General features: G+C 73.1%; 16 protein-coding genes. 11 read left to right on the forward strand and 5 right to left on the reverse strand.

What is annotated here, in order from left to right:
- Positions 1 to 12: 12 nt before the first annotated feature.
- Together DP939_RS40695 and DP939_RS40700 are read right to left on the reverse strand one after the other, a co-directional pair.
- Complete coding sequence (locus DP939_RS40695) at positions 13 to 1,149, reverse strand: DUF6986 family protein (protein ID WP_113986184.1); 1,137 nt, start codon at positions 1,147 to 1,149, stop codon at positions 13 to 15.
- Positions 1,149 to 2,468: an FAD-dependent oxidoreductase gene (locus DP939_RS40700; RefSeq protein ID WP_113986216.1), complete on the reverse strand. Its 1,320-nt coding sequence runs from the start codon at positions 2,466 to 2,468 to the stop codon at positions 1,149 to 1,151. The genes DP939_RS40695 and DP939_RS40700 overlap by 1 nt, the downstream gene beginning before the upstream one ends.
- Positions 2,469 to 2,678: 210 nt before the next feature.
- Here DP939_RS40700 and DP939_RS40705 point away from each other — a divergent pair, with 210 nt between their 5' ends.
- From DP939_RS40705 to DP939_RS40715, 3 genes are all read left to right on the forward strand, one after another.
- Entirely contained in the window at positions 2,679 to 3,221 is a 543-nt protein-coding gene (locus tag DP939_RS40705) for a hypothetical protein (RefSeq protein ID WP_225878809.1), read from the forward strand.
- 30 nt (positions 3,222 to 3,251) lie between these two features.
- Positions 3,252 to 3,941 carry a hypothetical protein gene (locus tag DP939_RS40710; protein ID WP_147268336.1) on the forward strand — a complete coding sequence of 230 codons (690 nt, stop codon included), beginning with the start codon at positions 3,252 to 3,254 and terminating at the stop codon, positions 3,939 to 3,941.
- A 65-nt stretch (positions 3,942 to 4,006) separates the two neighbouring features.
- Positions 4,007 to 5,746, forward strand: coding sequence for a proline--tRNA ligase (locus DP939_RS40715; RefSeq protein ID WP_199565741.1), 1,740 nt, complete (start codon positions 4,007 to 4,009; stop codon positions 5,744 to 5,746).
- A 234-nt stretch (positions 5,747 to 5,980) separates the two neighbouring features.
- On the opposite strand, the gene DP939_RS40720 is transcribed toward DP939_RS40715, so the two are convergent.
- Both DP939_RS40720 and DP939_RS40725 read right to left on the reverse strand, forming a co-directional pair.
- Positions 5,981 to 6,451, reverse strand: coding sequence for a ferritin-like domain-containing protein (locus tag DP939_RS40720; RefSeq protein WP_113986186.1), 471 nt, complete (start codon positions 6,449 to 6,451; stop codon positions 5,981 to 5,983).
- Positions 6,448 to 6,936, reverse strand: a complete 489-nt coding sequence (locus DP939_RS40725; RefSeq protein ID WP_113986187.1) for a hypothetical protein — start codon at positions 6,934 to 6,936, stop codon at positions 6,448 to 6,450. The genes DP939_RS40720 and DP939_RS40725 overlap by 4 nt, the downstream gene beginning before the upstream one ends.
- A 247-nt stretch (positions 6,937 to 7,183) precedes the next feature.
- Here DP939_RS40725 and rimP point away from each other — a divergent pair, with 247 nt between their 5' ends.
- From rimP to truB, 8 genes are all read left to right on the forward strand, one after another.
- The gene (rimP, locus tag DP939_RS40730) at positions 7,184 to 7,756 is read left to right on the forward strand and encodes a ribosome maturation factor RimP (RefSeq protein WP_113986188.1); all 573 of its coding nucleotides are present in this window, start codon (positions 7,184 to 7,186) and stop codon (positions 7,754 to 7,756) included.
- Complete coding sequence (nusA, locus tag DP939_RS40735; RefSeq protein ID WP_113986219.1) at positions 7,753 to 8,745, forward strand: transcription termination factor NusA; 993 nt, start codon at positions 7,753 to 7,755, stop codon at positions 8,743 to 8,745. Before rimP ends, nusA begins: the two co-directional genes overlap by 4 nt.
- Before the next feature lie 40 nt (positions 8,746 to 8,785).
- Positions 8,786 to 9,034 carry a YlxR family protein gene (locus tag DP939_RS40740; protein ID WP_263972376.1) on the forward strand — a complete coding sequence of 83 codons (249 nt, stop codon included), beginning with the start codon at positions 8,786 to 8,788 and terminating at the stop codon, positions 9,032 to 9,034.
- A gap of 141 nt (positions 9,035 to 9,175) precedes the next feature.
- On the forward strand, positions 9,176 to 12,277 hold the full coding sequence (infB, locus tag DP939_RS40745) for a translation initiation factor IF-2 (protein ID WP_113986190.1): 3,102 nt from the start codon (positions 9,176 to 9,178) through the stop codon (positions 12,275 to 12,277).
- A gap of 86 nt (positions 12,278 to 12,363) precedes the next feature.
- Positions 12,364 to 12,666: a DUF503 domain-containing protein gene (locus DP939_RS40750; RefSeq protein ID WP_113986191.1), complete on the forward strand. Its 303-nt coding sequence runs from the start codon at positions 12,364 to 12,366 to the stop codon at positions 12,664 to 12,666.
- Positions 12,667 to 12,757: 91 nt separating this feature from the next.
- Positions 12,758 to 13,258 (forward strand): 30S ribosome-binding factor RbfA, encoded by a 501-nt coding sequence (gene rbfA / locus DP939_RS40755; RefSeq protein ID WP_113986192.1) that lies wholly within the window; start codon positions 12,758 to 12,760, stop codon positions 13,256 to 13,258.
- Positions 13,255 to 14,286: a DHH family phosphoesterase gene (locus DP939_RS40760; RefSeq protein WP_113986193.1), complete on the forward strand. Its 1,032-nt coding sequence runs from the start codon at positions 13,255 to 13,257 to the stop codon at positions 14,284 to 14,286. The genes rbfA and DP939_RS40760 overlap by 4 nt, the downstream gene beginning before the upstream one ends.
- A 10-nt stretch (positions 14,287 to 14,296) precedes the next feature.
- Complete coding sequence (truB, locus tag DP939_RS40765) at positions 14,297 to 15,199, forward strand: tRNA pseudouridine(55) synthase TruB (protein WP_113986194.1); 903 nt, start codon at positions 14,297 to 14,299, stop codon at positions 15,197 to 15,199.
- Between the two features lie 3 nt (positions 15,200 to 15,202).
- On the opposite strand, the gene DP939_RS40770 is transcribed toward truB, so the two are convergent.
- Positions 15,203 to 16,237 (reverse strand): TRM11 family SAM-dependent methyltransferase, encoded by a 1,035-nt coding sequence (locus tag DP939_RS40770; RefSeq protein ID WP_113986195.1) that lies wholly within the window; start codon positions 16,235 to 16,237, stop codon positions 15,203 to 15,205.
- Positions 16,238 to 16,295: the final 58 nt, after the last annotated feature.

A 16,295-nucleotide genomic window follows, 5' to 3' on the forward strand; every position in this document is an offset into this window, starting at 1 on the left:
CTTGAAGGCCCGTCAGTCGTCGAGGGCGTGGCGGGCGCGGGTCAGGGCGGTGGTCACGGCCTTGCGGGTCGCCGGGCCGGCCTCTGGGAGCCGGGCGGTGTAGTCGGCGCGGTGGGCCAGATGGAAGGTGTAGGTGGCCGTGTAGCGGCTCACGAGGTGGGCGGGGTGGGTGTCACCGCCCTGGTAGTAGCCGTGGGTCAGGGCGTGGGCCACCAGGCCCGCGTGGCGGCGCCACAGGGCGCGTACGTCGGCGGCGGAGCCGGTGGCCGGGACGACGGCGGGGGAGCCGTCCGCCAGTTCGACCCCCGTGCCCGCGAAGGCCGTCTGCATCACGTGCCGGGCGTGGTCGCACGCCGGGTGGTCCGGGCGCTGCTCGTGCGGGGTCAGGCCGCAGGCCGCCGTGTAACCGGACACCCCTAAGCGGGCCGCGGTCAGTCTCCCGCCCGCCGTCTCCACCAGGCCGGGACGCAGGAAGCGCAGCGTGCGCGGGTCGTCCACCTGCATCTCGAACCGCAGCGTGCCGTCCGCGAGGCCGAGGCCGCGCTCCAGCGCCGCCAGGCAGCCGGCGAACTGGCCGAGATACGCCTCCTGAAGCACTTTGGGGAAGGTGATGACGAACCCGGGTGGCAGACCCCCGGCGAGGCCCGTTACGGCCGTCAGGAAGCCGTCCAGCGTCCGCAGGGGCCGCACCGGGTCTCCGGTGGCGAACGACCCGGCCCGCACCCCCCAGCGCCGCGGCAGCCGCCCCGCCGCGTGCAGCGCGGCCACGTCTCGGGCGGCGGACTCGGCGTGGGCGTCCTCGTCGCCGCCGCCGTAGCCGTCCTCGAAGTCGATGCGCAGGTCCTCCACCGGCTCGGCGGCCAGCTTGGCGGCGACCCGGCGGTGGACCTCGGCGGCGAGCGCGGGGGAGGAGACGCCGAACACCCCGGCGAGCGCGCCGGGCGAGCGCAGGTGCGCGGCCAGCAGCCCCGCCGCCGTACGGCCCCACTCGGCGAGCGTCCCGGCGTGGAAGACATCGGCGGGCACGTAGACGGTGTGCACCGGCTGCCAGGCGGGCTCGGCCCCCGCCCGCTCCGCGGCCCGCTGGCCGGCGTACGCCGCGGCGAAACCCGGGATGAGCGCCGCCGGGTCGGGGAGCGTCACCCGCATCAGGCCGGCGCCTGCTCCCTGCCGCAGGCGGCCAGCATCGCGGCCAGCCCGACCAGCTTGACCCGCTCGCCCCGGCCGAGCGAACGTGCCCGCTCGGCCTCTGCCGCCTCGATGGACAGCCACTCGGTGTAGGTGATCGGCCGGACGCCGCGCTCGGCGAGCAGGTCGTCCAGCCGCGCGGCGGGCGGCGGGGCGGGCTCGGCGGCCAGGTCGGCCAGCAGGGTGCGCACGGTCTCGGCCGCGTCGGACTTGTTGGTGCCGATCACGCCGGTCGGGCCGCGCTTGAGCCACCCCGCGACGTACTGGCCCCTTGCGATCCGGCCCGCCGTGTTCGGCACCGTCGCCGAGCGCTCGTCGAACGGCACGCCGGGCAGCGGGACGCTCTGGTAGCCCACCGAGCGCAGCACCATCCCGGCCGGGATCGTCTCGAACACGCCCGTGCCCACCACCTTGCCGTCGGACAGCGCGGTGCGCTCCAGGCGTACGCCCTCCACCCGGTCCGTGCCGATGATCTCGACGGGACGCAGCCAGAACCGTACGTCCAGCCGCCGGGGGCGGCCCGCCGGAGTGCGCGCCGCCCAGCCGCGCAGCACCTCGACGTTGCCCCTGATCTGCCGGGACAGGGCGCTGACATCGCTGTCGCCCGCCTCGTCGGCCCGCACGGAGACGTCGGCGTTGGCCAGCTCGCCCAGCTCGCGCAGCTCCTTGAGGGTGAACTTGGCGTGCTCGGGCCCGCGCCTGCCGATCATGTGGATGGCCTTGACCTGGCTGTCGGCCAGCGCGCCCAGCACCTCCTCGGGCACGTCGGTCGAGCGCAGCTCGCCCGCGGTCTTGGCCAGGATGCGCACCACGTCGACCGCGACGTTGCCGACCCCGATGACCGCGACCTCGGTGCTGTCCAGAGTGAAGGCGTCGGCGGGCACGTCGGGGTGCCCGCAGTACCAGTTGACGAAGTCGGTGGCGGCCACGCTGCCGGGGAGGTCTTCGCCGGGGATGTTCATCCGCCGGTCGACCATCGCGCCGGTGCAGTAGACCACCGCGTCGTAGCAGGCGCTCAGGTCATCGACGGTGACATGGCGGCCCAGCTCCACACCGCCCAGGAACCGGATGCCCGGCTGCTCAAGGACCCGGCGCAGATAGCCCGCGATCGACTTGATCGAGGTGTGGTCGGGGGCCACGCCGTACCGGACCAGCCCGTACGGCGTCGGCAGCCGTTCGATCACATCGACCTCGACCGGATCCACCGACTGCTTGGTCAGTGCCTCGGCCGTATAGATCCCAGCAGGACCCGACCCAACGATCGCCACACGCAGCGGCACGTCCGCCTCCCTCGTCTCGGGGTCCACCGCACCCCATTACACACCCACTACGAACAGCCGGGCATCAAGGTTCCATCCCGCCCCGCTCTCGCCCGCGCCCGCGCAGACCAAAGCCGGACGTCCGCCAACGCGGCCGACAATTCCGAAGCCACCCCCGAATACGGCCAGAGGCTTGCGGGATGCCGACCTACCCGATCACAGTTGGACCTCGTGGGCGCAGGGGCGAACAAACGGCGAAGAGGGCGCGGGCGGCGGCCGGAGGACGGCACGGTCCCGGGCCGCGGACCGCGTCAGGGACCTCCGCGCGGGCCGGCCGCCCTGCCGGGCATCGACGAAGACCTCATCGCGCCCGCCGCGCGCCGCTACGAGGCGCTCGGGCGGGTGATGGCCGCGCTGGCCGCGCAGACCGAGATCGTGGAGTCCTGCCGCGACCTCGCCTGGTGGCGTGGGGCCGACCACAGCTGGCACATCGAGTGGCGCGACGGCCTGTACGCCTTCGAGGTCGCGGCGCTGCTCGCCGACCAGATGCGCGACAGCGCCATCGCGGGTCCGCTGGCCGCCGCCGCGGGCCCGGCCTCACGGGGTTCGGCCGCCATCGACGTCCTGGGCGTGCGGTTCGCGCTGCGCGCGCTCGACCCGCTCGGCCGGGCCCGGCTGCGCGCCCGGCCGGGCCTGTGGCGGCTCGCCGAGGCCCTTGACACCTCCCGGCCGGGTGACACCCGCCGCGCCTGGGAGGAACTGCTCGGCGGTTAGCCTTCCCGGAGGCGGGCAGCTTCCGATTCCATGGGGGACGAACGGGACGGGACGGGGCATGTGCCGCTTCCCGGAGCCGGTGGCGAGCCCGGTTACGAGGGGTTCGCCGAGTACGACCGCAGGCAGGAGCGCATCGGCCGGCAGGTGGTGGCGGCCTTCGCGCTCGGCCTGCTGTTCGGCGTCTTCGGCGTGGTCGCCACGCACGTCCTGCCCATCGGCGTGACCGCCGTCTTCAACCCCTACGGCTACTTCCTGCTGGCCGTCTACGTGGGCGGCACCGCCGCGGGGATCGGCTGGGCGGCGCTGTGCAGCCTGCTCGCCGCGCTGGCCCCGCTGGTGGCCTCGATGGCGGGCACGCTCCTTTTCGAGGGCTTCGACACCCGGGCGTGGGGCGGCGGCAGCGCCATCGAGACCAACGTGCTGCTGGTCGCCATCTTCGGGTACGGCCTGGCCGCCTACGTCGCCCGCCGCGACGGGATCGCCGGGGACGTCACCGCCGGGCTGCTCGGCGGAGTGCTGCTGGCCGACGCCGCGGACAAGGCCGCGCCGGGGTGGGTGGAGTACGTGCCGGGCTTTTGGCTCTGGCCCGCCGCGGTGGTCGCCCTGCTGGTCATGGCGACCATCGCGCTGCTGCGCGGGAACACCGCCGGACGCGCCCGCGCGCTGGCGTCGGCGCTCGTCATCCCCGCCGCCGTCATTCTCCTCGCGCCGCCCTGGTGAGCCGATAGCCTGGAGGTCTCCGCGGGCCCCTTCGGCGGGGCCGAATTCTCGATCCGGGAGTGGCCGTGCTGCTGCGCATGTCGTCGTTGTTCCTACGCACCCTGCGGGACGACCCGGTGGACGCGGAGGTCCCCAGCCACAGGCTCCTGGTCCGGGCCGGATACGTGCGCAGGGTCGCCCCCGGCATCTACTCCTGGCTGCCGCTCGGCAAGAAGGTCCTGGAGAACGTCACCCGCGTGATCCGCGAGGAGATGGACCGCATGGGCGGGCAGGAGGTGCTGTTCCCCGCCCTGCTGCCGCGCGACTACTACGAGGCCACCGGGCGCTGGACGGAGTACGGCGAGGCGCTGTTCCGGCTGAAGGACCGCAAGGGCGCCGACTACCTGCTCGGCCCCACCCACGAGGAGATGTTCGCCGACATGGTCAGGGGCGAGCTGTCCTCCTACAAGGACTTCCCGGTCACGCTGTACCAGATCCAGACCAAGTACCGCGACGAGGCGCGGCCCCGGGCGGGCATCCTGCGCGGGCGCGAGTTCGTGATGAAGGACTCCTACTCCTTCGACCTCGACGACGACGGCCTCAAGCGCTCCTACGAGCAGCACCGCGAGACCTACATCCGCACCTTCGAACGCCTCGGCATCGACTACCGCATCTGCTTCGCGACCTCGGGCGCGATGGGCGGCTCGGCGTCCGAGGAGTTCCTGGCCCCCGCCGAGACCGGGGCCGACGCCTTCGTCGCCTGCCGTTCCTGCGGCTACGCCGCCAACGCCGAGGCCGTCATCACGCCCGTCCCGCCCGCGGGCCCGGCCGAGCACCCCCCGCTGCGGGTGCTCGACACCCCGGACACCCCGACCATCCAGACCCTGGTCGACTTCGTCAACGAGCACCACGGGCTGGGCGTCACCGCGGCCGACACGCTGAAGAACATCGTGGTCAAGGTCCGCACCCCCGGCTCCGACAAGGCCGAGGTGCTGGTGATCGGCGTCCCCGGCGACCGCGAGGTCGACTTCAAGCGGCTGGAGGCCGCGGTGGCCCCCGGCACGCCGGAGATCTTCGAGGCCGCCGACTTCGAGCGCCACCCGGGCCTGGTGCGCGGCTACATCGGCCCGCAGGTGCTGAAGGACCTCGGCATCACCTACCTGGTCGATCCGCGGGTGGTCACCGGCACCTCGTGGGTCACCGGGGCCAACGAGCCGGGCAGGCACGCGGCCAACGTGGTGGCCGGGCGCGACTTCACCCCCGACGGCACCATCGAGGCCGCCGAGATCCGGGCGGGCGACGCGTGCCCGCAATGCGGCTCGCCGCTGTCCATCGACCGGGGCATCGAGATCGGGCACATCTTCCAACTCGGCAGGAAGTACTCCGACGTCGCCGAGCTGGACGCGCTCGGCCCCGACGGCAAGCCGATCCGGATCACGATGGGCTCCTACGGCATCGGCGTCTCCCGCGCGGTCGCGGTGATCGCCGAACAGCGCCACGACGAGCTGGGCCTGGTCTGGCCGCGCGAGATCGCGCCCGCGGACGTCCACATCGTGGGCACCGGCAAGGACGACCAGATCGAGGTCGCGCTCTCGCTCGCGCAGGAGCTGGCGGCGCGCGGGGTGCGCGTCCTGGTGGACGACCGGCCGGGGGTCTCGCCCGGCGTGAAGTTCAAGGACGCCGAGCTGCTGGGCATGCCCACGATCCTGGTGATCGGGCGCGGGCTGGGCCAGGGGGTGGCCGAGCTGCGCGACCGGGCGTCCGGCGAGCGGCAGGACATCCCGATCGCCGAGGCCGTGGACCGCGTCGCCGCCCTCGCCTCCTGACCCCGCCCCGCCCGACCCACGCTCACCCCATGGCGGGCGCCGGCGTCGGTGACCCGGACTCCGTGCCGCAAGCGGGAGCGTTGGTGTCGAGCTCGCCGTTGGTTCTTCTGTCCATGGCTTGGCGCTCACCCCGTGGCTCGGTGCTCACTCCGAGGCAGGTGTGGGCCGGTGCCCCGGGCTTCGTGCTGGGGCCGCGGTGTCGGTGTTGAGGTTTTGGTCCCCGTGGCTCGGTGCTCACCCTGTGGCGGGTGTGGGCGCCGGCGAGGCGGACTTCGCGGTGGGCTCTGGGGCGGCGGTCTCGCGCAGGCCGGGCAGTGCCGGGATCTCGGCGTCGAAGCCGTACGCGCGGGTGACCGACTCCTGCATGGCCAGGGCGGCGCGCCTGCGCAGCGCGACGTCGGCGGTCGCGGCCAGTTGCAGGTAGGCCGCGGTCACGCCCTCCTCGACGTGCACGGCCAGCCGGGTCGCCTCGGCCGCCGAGCGGGGGGTGACCGGCACCGCGTAGGACGCCTCGGCCTCGCGGGGCGCGGTGCCGCGCTCGCGGATCATCCCCCGGAGCTGGTCGCGCCTGGCCCGGTGGGCGTTGTAGGCGGTGGACGCCGCCGAGCGCAGCGAGCCGGTCGTGCGGGCCGCGATGAGGCCGTAGGCGTACACGGCGGCGTGCTCGGCCGCCAGCGCCTGCTGGAGGTCGTCGAGGGTGCTCACAGCGACCTCGACAGGGCCGCGGCGTGTGCCGCCTCGCAGGCCCCGATGCTGGCCAGGAGCTGGGCGAGCGCCGGGGCGGCCGACCGCACCTGGTCGGCCCTGGCCGCCGCGGACGCGCGCTCCCGGTCGCGCAGCGCGGCCGGGGTGACCTTGCCGGGGGAGGGACGCGCCGGGGTGGGCGTACGGCCGGGCGTGGCGCCGGGCGTCGGCGTGGGCGGCGGCGGGAGCCTGCGCCGCAGCTCGGCCAGGTGCGCCTGGTGCCGCCGCAGGAACGGCACGAGGTCGGCGTCGGCCCTGGCGGCGCGGTCGTACAGGGCGACGGTGCGCTCCTTGTCGGCCACCAGTTCGCGCAGCAGCACGACCTGCGGATCGGGTGGCTGGGGGGCCGTCCTCCGCTCCGCGGCGCACCCGGACACGGCCGCGGCGGCCAGCCCGGCGGCCGAGCCCCGCAGCAGGACGCGCCTGGTCAGGCGTGGCGGACGCACGGACGGGCCTCCTGGAGAAAAGCGGCGGAAGGGAGGCACCCGGCGAACCCGGGACGGATACGGCCGTGATGCCCCTAGCATGGTACGGCTCGCGGCGTGCGCATTCCGCGTATACGCATCCGCGCGGCGCGGCACTTCGGCGGGCTCGCCGCAGCGAGTGGCGCTTTTCCACGCGTGGGTGTGGATAGGCTGGTTAACCGCATGGGCGAGGTCCGCCCGATTGAGATCGTGACAATAGGAGGTCGGCATGGGAAGAGACGCCTCCCGTGACCGCCTGGTGCAGTTCCTTGATCCGGTGGTGGCCGGCGAGGGGCTCGATCTGGAGGACGTCACGGTCACCCCGGCGGGCAAGCGACGGGTGTTGCGGGTCATCGTCGACCGGGACGGCGGAGTGAGTCTCGACGACGTGGCCGACGTGAGCCGGGCGATCTCCAGCGCGCTGGACGCCGGAGACACCATGGGCGCCGCCCCTTACGTCCTGGAGGTCACCTCGCCCGGGGTGGACCGCCCGCTGACCGAGCCGCGGCACTGGCGGCGCGCGGCCGGGCGGCTGGTCGCCGTGGAGCTGCGCGAGGGCGGCACGATCGAGGGGCGGGTCCGCGCCGCCGACGACAGCGGCGTGGATCTCGACGTCTCCGGGGGGCCGCGCCGCCTGGACTACGAGGACCTCACCCGTGGGCGGGTGCAGGTCGAGTTCCGCCGTCCCGGCGACGACACCGCCGATACGGACGACGACATCGACGACTCTGAAGACATTGATGACACTGACGACATCGAAGGCGACGACGGCCAAGGGGGAGCCTCGTGGACATCGACATGAGCGTTCTGCGCAGCCTGGAGCGAGAGAAGGACATCTCGTTCGACCTGGTCGTCAAGGCCATCGAGGACGCGCTGCTGATCGCCTACTTCCGCACCGACGGCGCGGCCGCCAAGGCCAGGGCCGAGCTGGACCGCCAGTCCGGGCACGTCACCATCTGGGCGGCCGAGGTGGACGAGGCCGGTGAGGTGCTGCGCGAGTACGACGACACCCCCGGCAACTTCAGCCGGATCGCGGCGACCACCGCCAAGCAGGTCATCCTGCAGCAGCTCAGGGACGCCGAGGACGAGATCAACTTCGGCGAGTTCGCCAGCCGCGAGGGCGAGCTGGTGGCCGGCATCATCCAGCAGGGCAAGGACCCGCGGATCGTGCTGGTCGACCTGGGCAAGATCGAGGCGGTGCTGCCGCACAACGAGCAGGTCCCCGGCGAGGACTACGCGCACGGCGAGCGCATCCGCTGCTACGTCGTGCAGGTCAAGAAGGGGCACAAGGGCCCGTCGGTGACGCTTTCGCGCACCCACCCCGGCCTGGTCAAGAAGCTCTTCGCGCTGGAGGTCCCGGAGATCGCCGACGGCACGGTGGAGATCGCCGCCGTGGCCCGCGAGGCCGGGCACCGGACCAAGATCGCGGTGCGGTCGCGGCGTCCGGGCGTCAACGCCAAGGGCGCCTGCATCGGGCCCATGGGATCACGAGTCCGTAACGTCATGACGGAGCTGCACGGCGAGAAGATCGACATCATCGACTGGTCGGAGGAGCCCGCGGAGTTCGTGGGGAATGCCCTCTCGCCGGCCCGCGTTTCGCATGTCGAGGTGGTAAACGCCGACGCCAGGGTGGCCAGGGTCACCGTGCCCGACTATCAGCTTTCCCTCGCGATCGGCAAAGAGGGACAGAACGCCCGCCTCGCGGCGAGGCTCACCGGGTGGCGGATCGACATCCGTCCGGACACCGCGCTCGGCGATGCCGCCGGACCCGTAGATGCGTCCACGAGGTAAGCTGGAATATGGTGGCCAGGCGGCCCCGCTGAGAACCTGCGTGGGCTGCCGGGTTCGTACGGTCAAGTCCGAGCTGCTCCGCCTGGTGGAGGTCGAGGGCGTCATCGTCCCCGACCCGGCAGGTCGGCTGCCGGGCCGTGGTGCCTCGCTGCACCCGGCCCCCGGTTGCCTGGAGCTCGCCGAGCGTCGCCGGGCGTTCCCGCGTGCGTTTCGCGCCGCAGGAGCGCTCGACATGACGCGATTGCGGGCCTACCTGGAGGAGCGAGACGATGCTGGAGGAACCTCGTGAAGGTTGCCAACTGTCATGTAGGACGCCGAGTTGATGGGCGGGTCAGATAGCGATGAGCGCCTGATGAGCATGCGGCGATGAACACGTCTAGGTAGCGACGGTCCGGCGGCTACAGCCTCCCGGGCCGAGTAAGGGAGTGCAGTGGCGAAGGTCCGGGTCTACGAGCTCGCCAAGGAGTTCGGCGTAGAGAGCAAGGTCGTGATGGCCAAGCTCCAAGAGATGGGCGAGTTCGTGCGGTCGGCGTCCTCCACGATCGAGGCGCCGGTGGTCCGCAAGCTCACCGAAGCTTTCTCGGGTGGGCCGAAAGGCTCGTCCGACAGATCCAGGTCGTCCCAGAAGGCGACCCCCCGGCCGGGTGGCCCCCGCGCCGGAAACGGCGCACAGGCGCCCATGGGCAATGTCCCCAAGCCGGGTCCCAGGCCGGGCCCGCGTCCCGGCCCCGCCGGGCGTCCGCCCGTGCCCGCCCCTCCGGGGCAGCAGGTCCCGCAGGCGCCGCAGCAGCCGGTCCAGCAACAGCAGCCGCCGCAGCCGCAGCCGCAGCCCGGCCCCCAGGCCGTCCCGCAGCAGCAGCAGGGGCAGCAGCGGCCGGAGGGCTCGCGTCCGTCCGCGCCCGCGCAGCGTCCGGGCCCGCAGTCCGGTCCCAAGCCGGGCCCCAGGCCCGCGCCGCGTCCGGGTCCGCAGCAGGGCGGTCCTTCCGCCCCCGCCGCTCCCGGCGGCGGCCGTCCGGGCGGCGAGCGCGGTCCCAAGCCGGGCCCGCGTCCGGGTCCGCGTGGCCCGCGTCCCGGCAACAACCCGTTCTCTTCGACCGCCAGCGGCATGGGCCAGCCCCGCACGCCGCGTCAGGGCCGCGACGGTGGCCCGCGCGACGGTGGAGCGGGCACCCGTGAGCCGCGCCGCGAGGGCGGCGGTCAGGGTCCGCGCGACGGCGCGATGCCGCGTCCGCCGTCCGGCCGTGGCGGCGCTCCCGGTGCGGGCGGTCCCCGTCCGGGTCCCGGCGGTCCGCGTCCGGGCCCGGGTGCGGGCGGTCCGCGTCCCGGCGGTCCCCGGCCCAACCCGATGATGATGCCGCAGCGTCCGGTCTCCGGTGGCGGCCCAGGCCGCCCGGGTCCGGGTGGCGGCGGTGGCGGCGGCGGTCGCCCCGGTGGCGGCGGTGGCCGTCCCGGCGGTGGCGGCGGCGGTCGTCCCGGTGGCGGTGGCGGCGGGTTCGCCGGCCGTACCGGCACGGGCGCGCGTCCCGGTGGCGGTGGCGGCGGTGGCGCTCCCGGTGGTGGCGGCGGCTTCGGCGGCCGTCCCGGCGGGCGTGGCCGCGGCGGCGGCACGGCGGGCGCCTTCGGCCGTCCGGGCGGACGCCCGGCGCGCGGGCGCAAGTCCAAGCGGCAGCGCCGTCAAGAGTTCGACAACATGCAGGCCCCGGCGATCGGCGGCGTGCAGGTCCAGCGTGGCGGCGGTCAGACGATCCGGCTTCCGCGCGGCGCGTCCCTGTCCGACTTCGCCGACAAGATCGGTGCCAACCCCGCCTCGCTGGTGCAGATCATGCTGCACCTCGGCGAGATGGTGACGGCCACCCAGTCGGTCAACGAGGAGACGTTGCAGCTCCTCGGCGCCGAGCTGGACTACGTCATCCAGGTGGTCAGCCCGGAGGAGGAGGACCGCGAGCTTCTCGAGTCCTTCGACATCGAGTTCGGCGAGGACGAGGGCGACGAGGGCGACCTCGCGGCCCGTCCGCCGGTCGTGACCGTCATGGGTCACGTCGACCACGGTAAGACGAAGCTGCTGGACGCGATCCGCAAGACCAACGTGGCGGCCCGCGAGGCCGGCGGGATCACCCAGCACATCGGCGCCTACCAGGTCGAGACCCAGCATGACGGTCAAGAGCGCAAGATCACCTTCATCGACACCCCGGGTCACGAGGCGTTCACCGCCATGCGTGCCCGTGGTGCGCAGTCGACCGACATCGCCGTGCTGGTGGTCGCCGCCGACGACGGTGTGAAGCCGCAGACCATCGAGGCGCTGAACCACGCCCAGGCGGCCGGCGTGCCGGTCGTCGTGGCGGTCAACAAGATCGACCGCGAGGGCGCCGACCCGAGCAAGGTCCGTGGCCAGCTCACCGAGTACGGCCTGGTGGCGGAGGAGTACGGCGGCTCGACGCTGTTCGCCGACATCTCCGCCCTGAACGGCACCGGCATCGACGGCCTGCTGGAGTCCATCCTGCTGACCGCCGACGCCGAGCTGGACCTGCGGGCCAACCCGACGATGGACGCCCAGGGCATCGCCATCGAGGCGCACCTGGACCGGGGCCGCGGCCCCGTGGCCACCGTCCTGGTCCAGCGCGGCACGCTGCGGGTGGGCGACTCGATCGTCTGTGGCGACGCCTTCGGCCGGGTCCGGGCCATGCTGGACGACAACGGCGAGCCGGTCGCCGAGGCCGACCCGTCGCGTCCGGTCCTGGTGATGGGCCTCACGGCCGTGCCGAGCGCCGGTGACAACTTCATCGTGGTCAACGACGACCGAATGGCTCGCCAGATCGCCCAGCAGCGGGCGGCCCGCCAGCGCAGCGCCGACATGGCCAGGTCCGGCCGCAGGCGCAGCCTGGAAGAGCTCTTCAAGGACATGGAGAAGGGCCAGGTCGACGAGCTCAAGCTGATCATCAAGGGTGACGTCTCCGGTTCGGTGGAGGCCCTTGAGGACGCGCTGCTCAAGATCGACGTCGGCGAGGAGGTCAACCTCCGGGTGCTGCACCGCGCAGTCGGTGCGATCACCGAGTACGACGTCAACCTGGCGATCGCCGACGACAACGCGGTGATCATCGGCTTCAACGTCCGGCCCGAGGTCAGGGCCCGCGACCTCGCCGAGCGCGAGGGCGTGGACATCCGCTACTACTCGGTCATCTACCAGGCGATCGAGGAGGTCGAGGCGGCCCTCAAGGGCATGCTGAAGCCGGAGTTCGAGGAAGTCCAGATGGGCACCGCCGAGGTGCGCGAGGTCTTCCGAGTTCCCAAGATCGGCAACGTGGCGGGCTGCCTGGTCCGCTCGGGCCTGATCGTCCGGAACAGCAAGGCCCGGATCATCCGCGACGGCGTCGTGGTGGCCGACAACCTCACGGTGTCGTCGCTGCGCCGCTTCAAGGACGACGCGACCGAGGTCCGCGAAGGCTTCGAGTGCGGTATCGGTGTCGGGTACAACGACATCAAGCTCGACGACGTCATCGAGACGTTCGAGATGCGGGAGAAGCCGCGCGCCTGACGCCGGCCTACGGCCCTGGAGATGCGGCGGGCACACCGGCCCGCCGTATCTCCGCAGGCCGGGGCGCACGGCGCGTGCGGACTGCCATGTACGTTGGTGCTCTGACACTTGACATCCTGCTCGGCGACGTCCGATCGCTGAAGCAGAAACGCTCGGCGGTGCGTCCCGTCATCGCCGAGGTCCAGCGGCGGTTCCCGGGCGTTGCCGTCGCCGAGACCGGCAACCAGGATCTCCACCGCCGCACCCTGATCGGGGTGGCGGTGGTCTCCGCCGAAGCGGCCAACTGCCGCGAGGTGCTGGAGGCCATCGAGCGCCTGGTCGCCTACCGCCCGGAGATCGAGCTGCTGTCCGCGCGGCAGCGGCTCTACAACCACGAAGAAGAGGACTGAAGCCTGGACGACCGGCCGGAGCCGCCCTCCGCGCCGGTCGTCGTCGGTTCGCGGTACCGTGCCCAACGGGGCCGTACGATGAGGGGGAGCCATTATGGACGCCGCCCGCGCGCGCAAGCTGGCCGATCGGATCCAGCAGGTCGTGGCGGAGATGCTGGAGCGCCGGATCAAGGACCCGCGCCTCGGCTTCGTGACGGTCACCGACGCCAGGATCACCGCAGACCTGCGCGATGCCACGGTCTTCTACACCGTTTTCGGCTCCGACGCCGAGCGGGCGGACAGCGCCGCGGCGCTGGAGAGCGCCAAGGGCGTGATCCGCTCGGAGGTGGGCAGGCAGACCGGGCTGCGGCACACCCCGACGCTGACCTTCAAGCACGACCCGCTGCCCGACTCGGCCAAGCACATCGACGGCCTGCTGGCCGAGGCGCGGGCACGGGACGCCGAGATCGCCAAGCGGGCCGAGGGCGCGCGGCACGCCGGTGACGCCGACCCGTACCGCAAGCCCGAGGCCGACGAGCCGGACGAGTCCGCGGACGAGGCGGCCCACCACGGCGACGAGCCGTCCGACCGGGCGGGACACTCCGCGAAGTGACCCCAAAGGAGATCGGCGCTGACCACACCGGAGCCCCGGCGGTGCCCGAGGAGACCTGGCGGCGGGCCGTCGAGCTCGTCACCGCCGCCGAGGAGGTCGCGCTGGCCTGCCACGTGTCCCCGGACGGCGACGCCCTCGGGTCCATGCTGGCCACCGGCCAGGCACTCGCCGCGCTCGGCAAGCGCGTGGTCGCCTCCTTCGGCGACCAGCGCTTCGGCGTGCCCCGGCTGCTGCGGTTCCTGCCCGGCCAGCACCTCCTGGTCGAACCGGCGGGCTACCCCGCGGCGCCCGCGCTGATGATGACCTTCGACGCCTCGACCGTCGAACGGCTCGGCCTGCTCGGCGACAGCGCGGCCAAGGCCCGCGAGCTGGTCGTGGTGGACCACCACCCCTCCAACGCCGGGTTCGGCACGATGAGCCTGATCGATCCGGGGGTCGCGGCCACCGCCGTACTGGCCGAGGAGCTGATCGGCCGCCTCGGTGTGCCACTGAACAAGGACATCGCGACCTGCCTGTACACCGGGCTGGTCACCGACACCGGCTCGTTCAAGTACGACTCCACGACCCCCGCGGTGCACGAACTGGCCGCCCGGCTGATCGCCACCGGGCTGTCGCCCGAGCTGATCGCCCGCGACCTGTACGACCGCTCGCCGTTCGGCTACCTGCGCGTGCTGGGGGCCGCCCTGTCGCGGGCGGAGCTGGACGGCGCGGCGGCGGGCGGCCTCGGGATGGTGTGGACCTACGTCACCCGGGCCGACCGCGCCCTGTCCGGCCTGCCGTACGACGAGGTGGAGGGCATGATCGACATCGTCCGCCGGGCGGATGAGGCCGAGGTGGCGGTCGTGCTCAAGGAGGACGACGACGGGGCCTGGCAGGTGTCCACCCGGTCCAAGGGCGCGATCGACGTCGGCCGCGCCTGCCACCTGCTGGGCGGCGGCGGCCACGCCAGAGCGGCCGGTTTCACCTCCTACCAGCCCGTGACGCAGACCGTGGCCGCGCTACGCGGCGTGCTGCCTCCCCCCGCCTGAAAGGACGCCCATGAGCCGTACGGCCGGCCCCCGCCGCCCCCCGCCGCCCAGCGGGCTGATCATCGTGGACAAACCGCAGGGCTGGACCTCCCACGACGTGGTGGCCAAGCTGCGCGGCGTGGCCGGCACCCGCAAGGTGGGCCACGCGGGCACCCTGGACCCGATGGCCACCGGCGTGCTGGTGACCGGAGTGGAGCGGGCCACCCGGCTGCTCGGCCACCTGGCGCTCACCGAGAAGTCCTACGACGGCACGATCCGCCTCGGCAGTTCCACCAACACCGACGACGCCGAGGGCGAGACGGTGGCCACCACCGACGCCGGGCAGGTGACCGACGCCGAGATCCTGGCGGGCACAGCCCGGCTGACCGGCCGGATCATGCAGGTGCCGCCGCAGGTCAGCGCGATCAAGGTGAACGGCGAGCGGGCCTACCGGCGGTCGCGGGCGGGGGAGAACGTCGAGCTTTCGGCCCGCCCGGTGACGGTGTCGGCCTTCGAGGTCGTCGCGATCCGCCGCGAGGGCGGTTTCGTGGACGTCGATGTGTCGGTGGACTGTTCGAGCGGCACCTACATCCGCTCGCTGGCCCGCGACCTGGGCGACGGGCTGGGCGTGGGCGGTCACCTGACCGCGCTGCGCCGTACCCGGGTCGGGCCCTACCCGCTGGCGCTCGCGCACACCATGGACGAACTGGCCAAGGAGTGCGTGATCCTGCCGATCGCCGAGGCGGTGACCGCGGCGTTCCCGCGCCGCGAGCTGACCGCGGAGCAGGCCAGGCTGGTCGCGCACGGCGGGCGCCCGCCCGCGGCGGGCCTCGGCCCCGGCCCGGTGGGGGCCTTCGCCCCCGACGGCACGCTGGTCGCGCTGCTCACCGAGGAGGGCGGCGTCGCCAAGCCGCTCGTGGTCTTCGCCCCGTAGCCGTCAGGGCACCCGGGCGACCAGGATGTCACGGGTGATCGCCTGGTCGACCCGGTGCTCGAAGCCCCGGTACGGCTCGGAGTCGAACACCTCAAGGCCGCTCTCGGCGAGCACCCCGGCGAGCTCGTCGCGCGGCGCGACGTAGGTGTTGAACGAGATGCCCACCGCGCCGCCGGGGCGCACCAGCTCCCGCCAGAGCGGCACCGCCCGGCGCAGCAGCGCCATCGGGCTGCGGGACAGGCCTTCGCCGCCGCCGCGCGTGCCGTGCTGCACGCCGTAGGGGGCGTCGGTGACCAGCAGGTCGAAGGAGCGGGCGCGCAGCAGCTCGCGGCTGCGCAGGGTGTCGGCGTTGATCATGGCGATCCGGTCGACCTCACCGGCCTTGTACCGCTCCTTGCTGCGCCCGATGTCCACCTGGAAGCGCCGGCCGACCAGGGCGCGCTCGCGCCTGATGGGGGTGGTCTCGGCGGCGTGCTTGAGGCGGTGGTTCTTCAGCCAGGTGCGCAGGAACGCGGAGTAGGCGTCGAAGTCCTTGCCGTCCACGTCGATCCCAGTGGCGTCGTAGCCGTACATCAGAGCCTGGTTGAGCGTGGTGCCCCGGCCGCACAGCGGGTCCAGCACCGACAGCTTGCGCTCCAGCATGTCGGCGGGGCGGGCGGCGGACACGGCGGTGACGTTGAGCAGCAGGCGGGTGAAGTGCTCGTTGGTCTTGCCCGCGTACTTCAGGATGGTGACCAGGTCGCTCGCGAAGACGTCCAGCGGCCGGACGGCGATCGGGCGCAGCAGTTCGCCCTCGCGCTGGAACAACGCGTACATCGACGACAGGTTGGACAGGAACCGCACGTCCGGCTCGGTCAGCTCGCCGGCCTCGAAGGTGACGTACGGGACGCCCCCGATGCGGGTCTCGGCGATGTCGCCGACCCGGCCGCCGAGCGCGGTGCGGTTGAACACGGCCAGTTCGCCGAGGGTCAGCCTGATCGCGCTCTCGCCGTAGACGCGGTTGAAAGCGGGAAGGATCAAAAGCGCGAAAGTTGCCATGGACCTTGTGCTCGCTGGGAAGAGGTGACCGGTGGGCGGGCTGCCCGGAGAATCGTCC

Origin of the sequence: Spongiactinospora rosea, assembly GCF_003315795.1 — a bacterium.
GTDB classification, from domain to species: domain Bacteria; phylum Actinomycetota; class Actinomycetes; order Streptosporangiales; family Streptosporangiaceae; genus Spongiactinospora; species Spongiactinospora rosea.

What these genes read in the sequence shown, in the direction of transcription:
- DP939_RS40770 (WP_113986195.1), bottom strand. Translation starts at nt 16,237, where the DNA reads ATGGCAACTTTCGCGCTTTTGATCCTTCCCGCTTTCAACCGCGTCTAC.
- DP939_RS40695 (WP_113986184.1), bottom strand. Translation starts at nt 1,149, where the DNA reads ATGCGGGTGACGCTCCCCGACCCGGCGGCGCTCATCCCGGGTTTCGCC.
- DP939_RS40710 (WP_147268336.1), top strand. Translation starts at nt 3,252, where the DNA reads ATGGGGGACGAACGGGACGGGACGGGGCATGTGCCGCTTCCCGGAGCC.
- rimP (WP_113986188.1), top strand. Translation starts at nt 7,184, where the DNA reads ATGGGAAGAGACGCCTCCCGTGACCGCCTGGTGCAGTTCCTTGATCCG.
- truB (WP_113986194.1), top strand. Translation starts at nt 14,297, where the DNA reads ATGAGCCGTACGGCCGGCCCCCGCCGCCCCCCGCCGCCCAGCGGGCTG.
- nusA (WP_113986219.1), top strand. Translation starts at nt 7,753, where the DNA reads ATGAGCGTTCTGCGCAGCCTGGAGCGAGAGAAGGACATCTCGTTCGAC.
- DP939_RS40750 (WP_113986191.1), top strand. Translation starts at nt 12,364, where the DNA reads ATGTACGTTGGTGCTCTGACACTTGACATCCTGCTCGGCGACGTCCGA.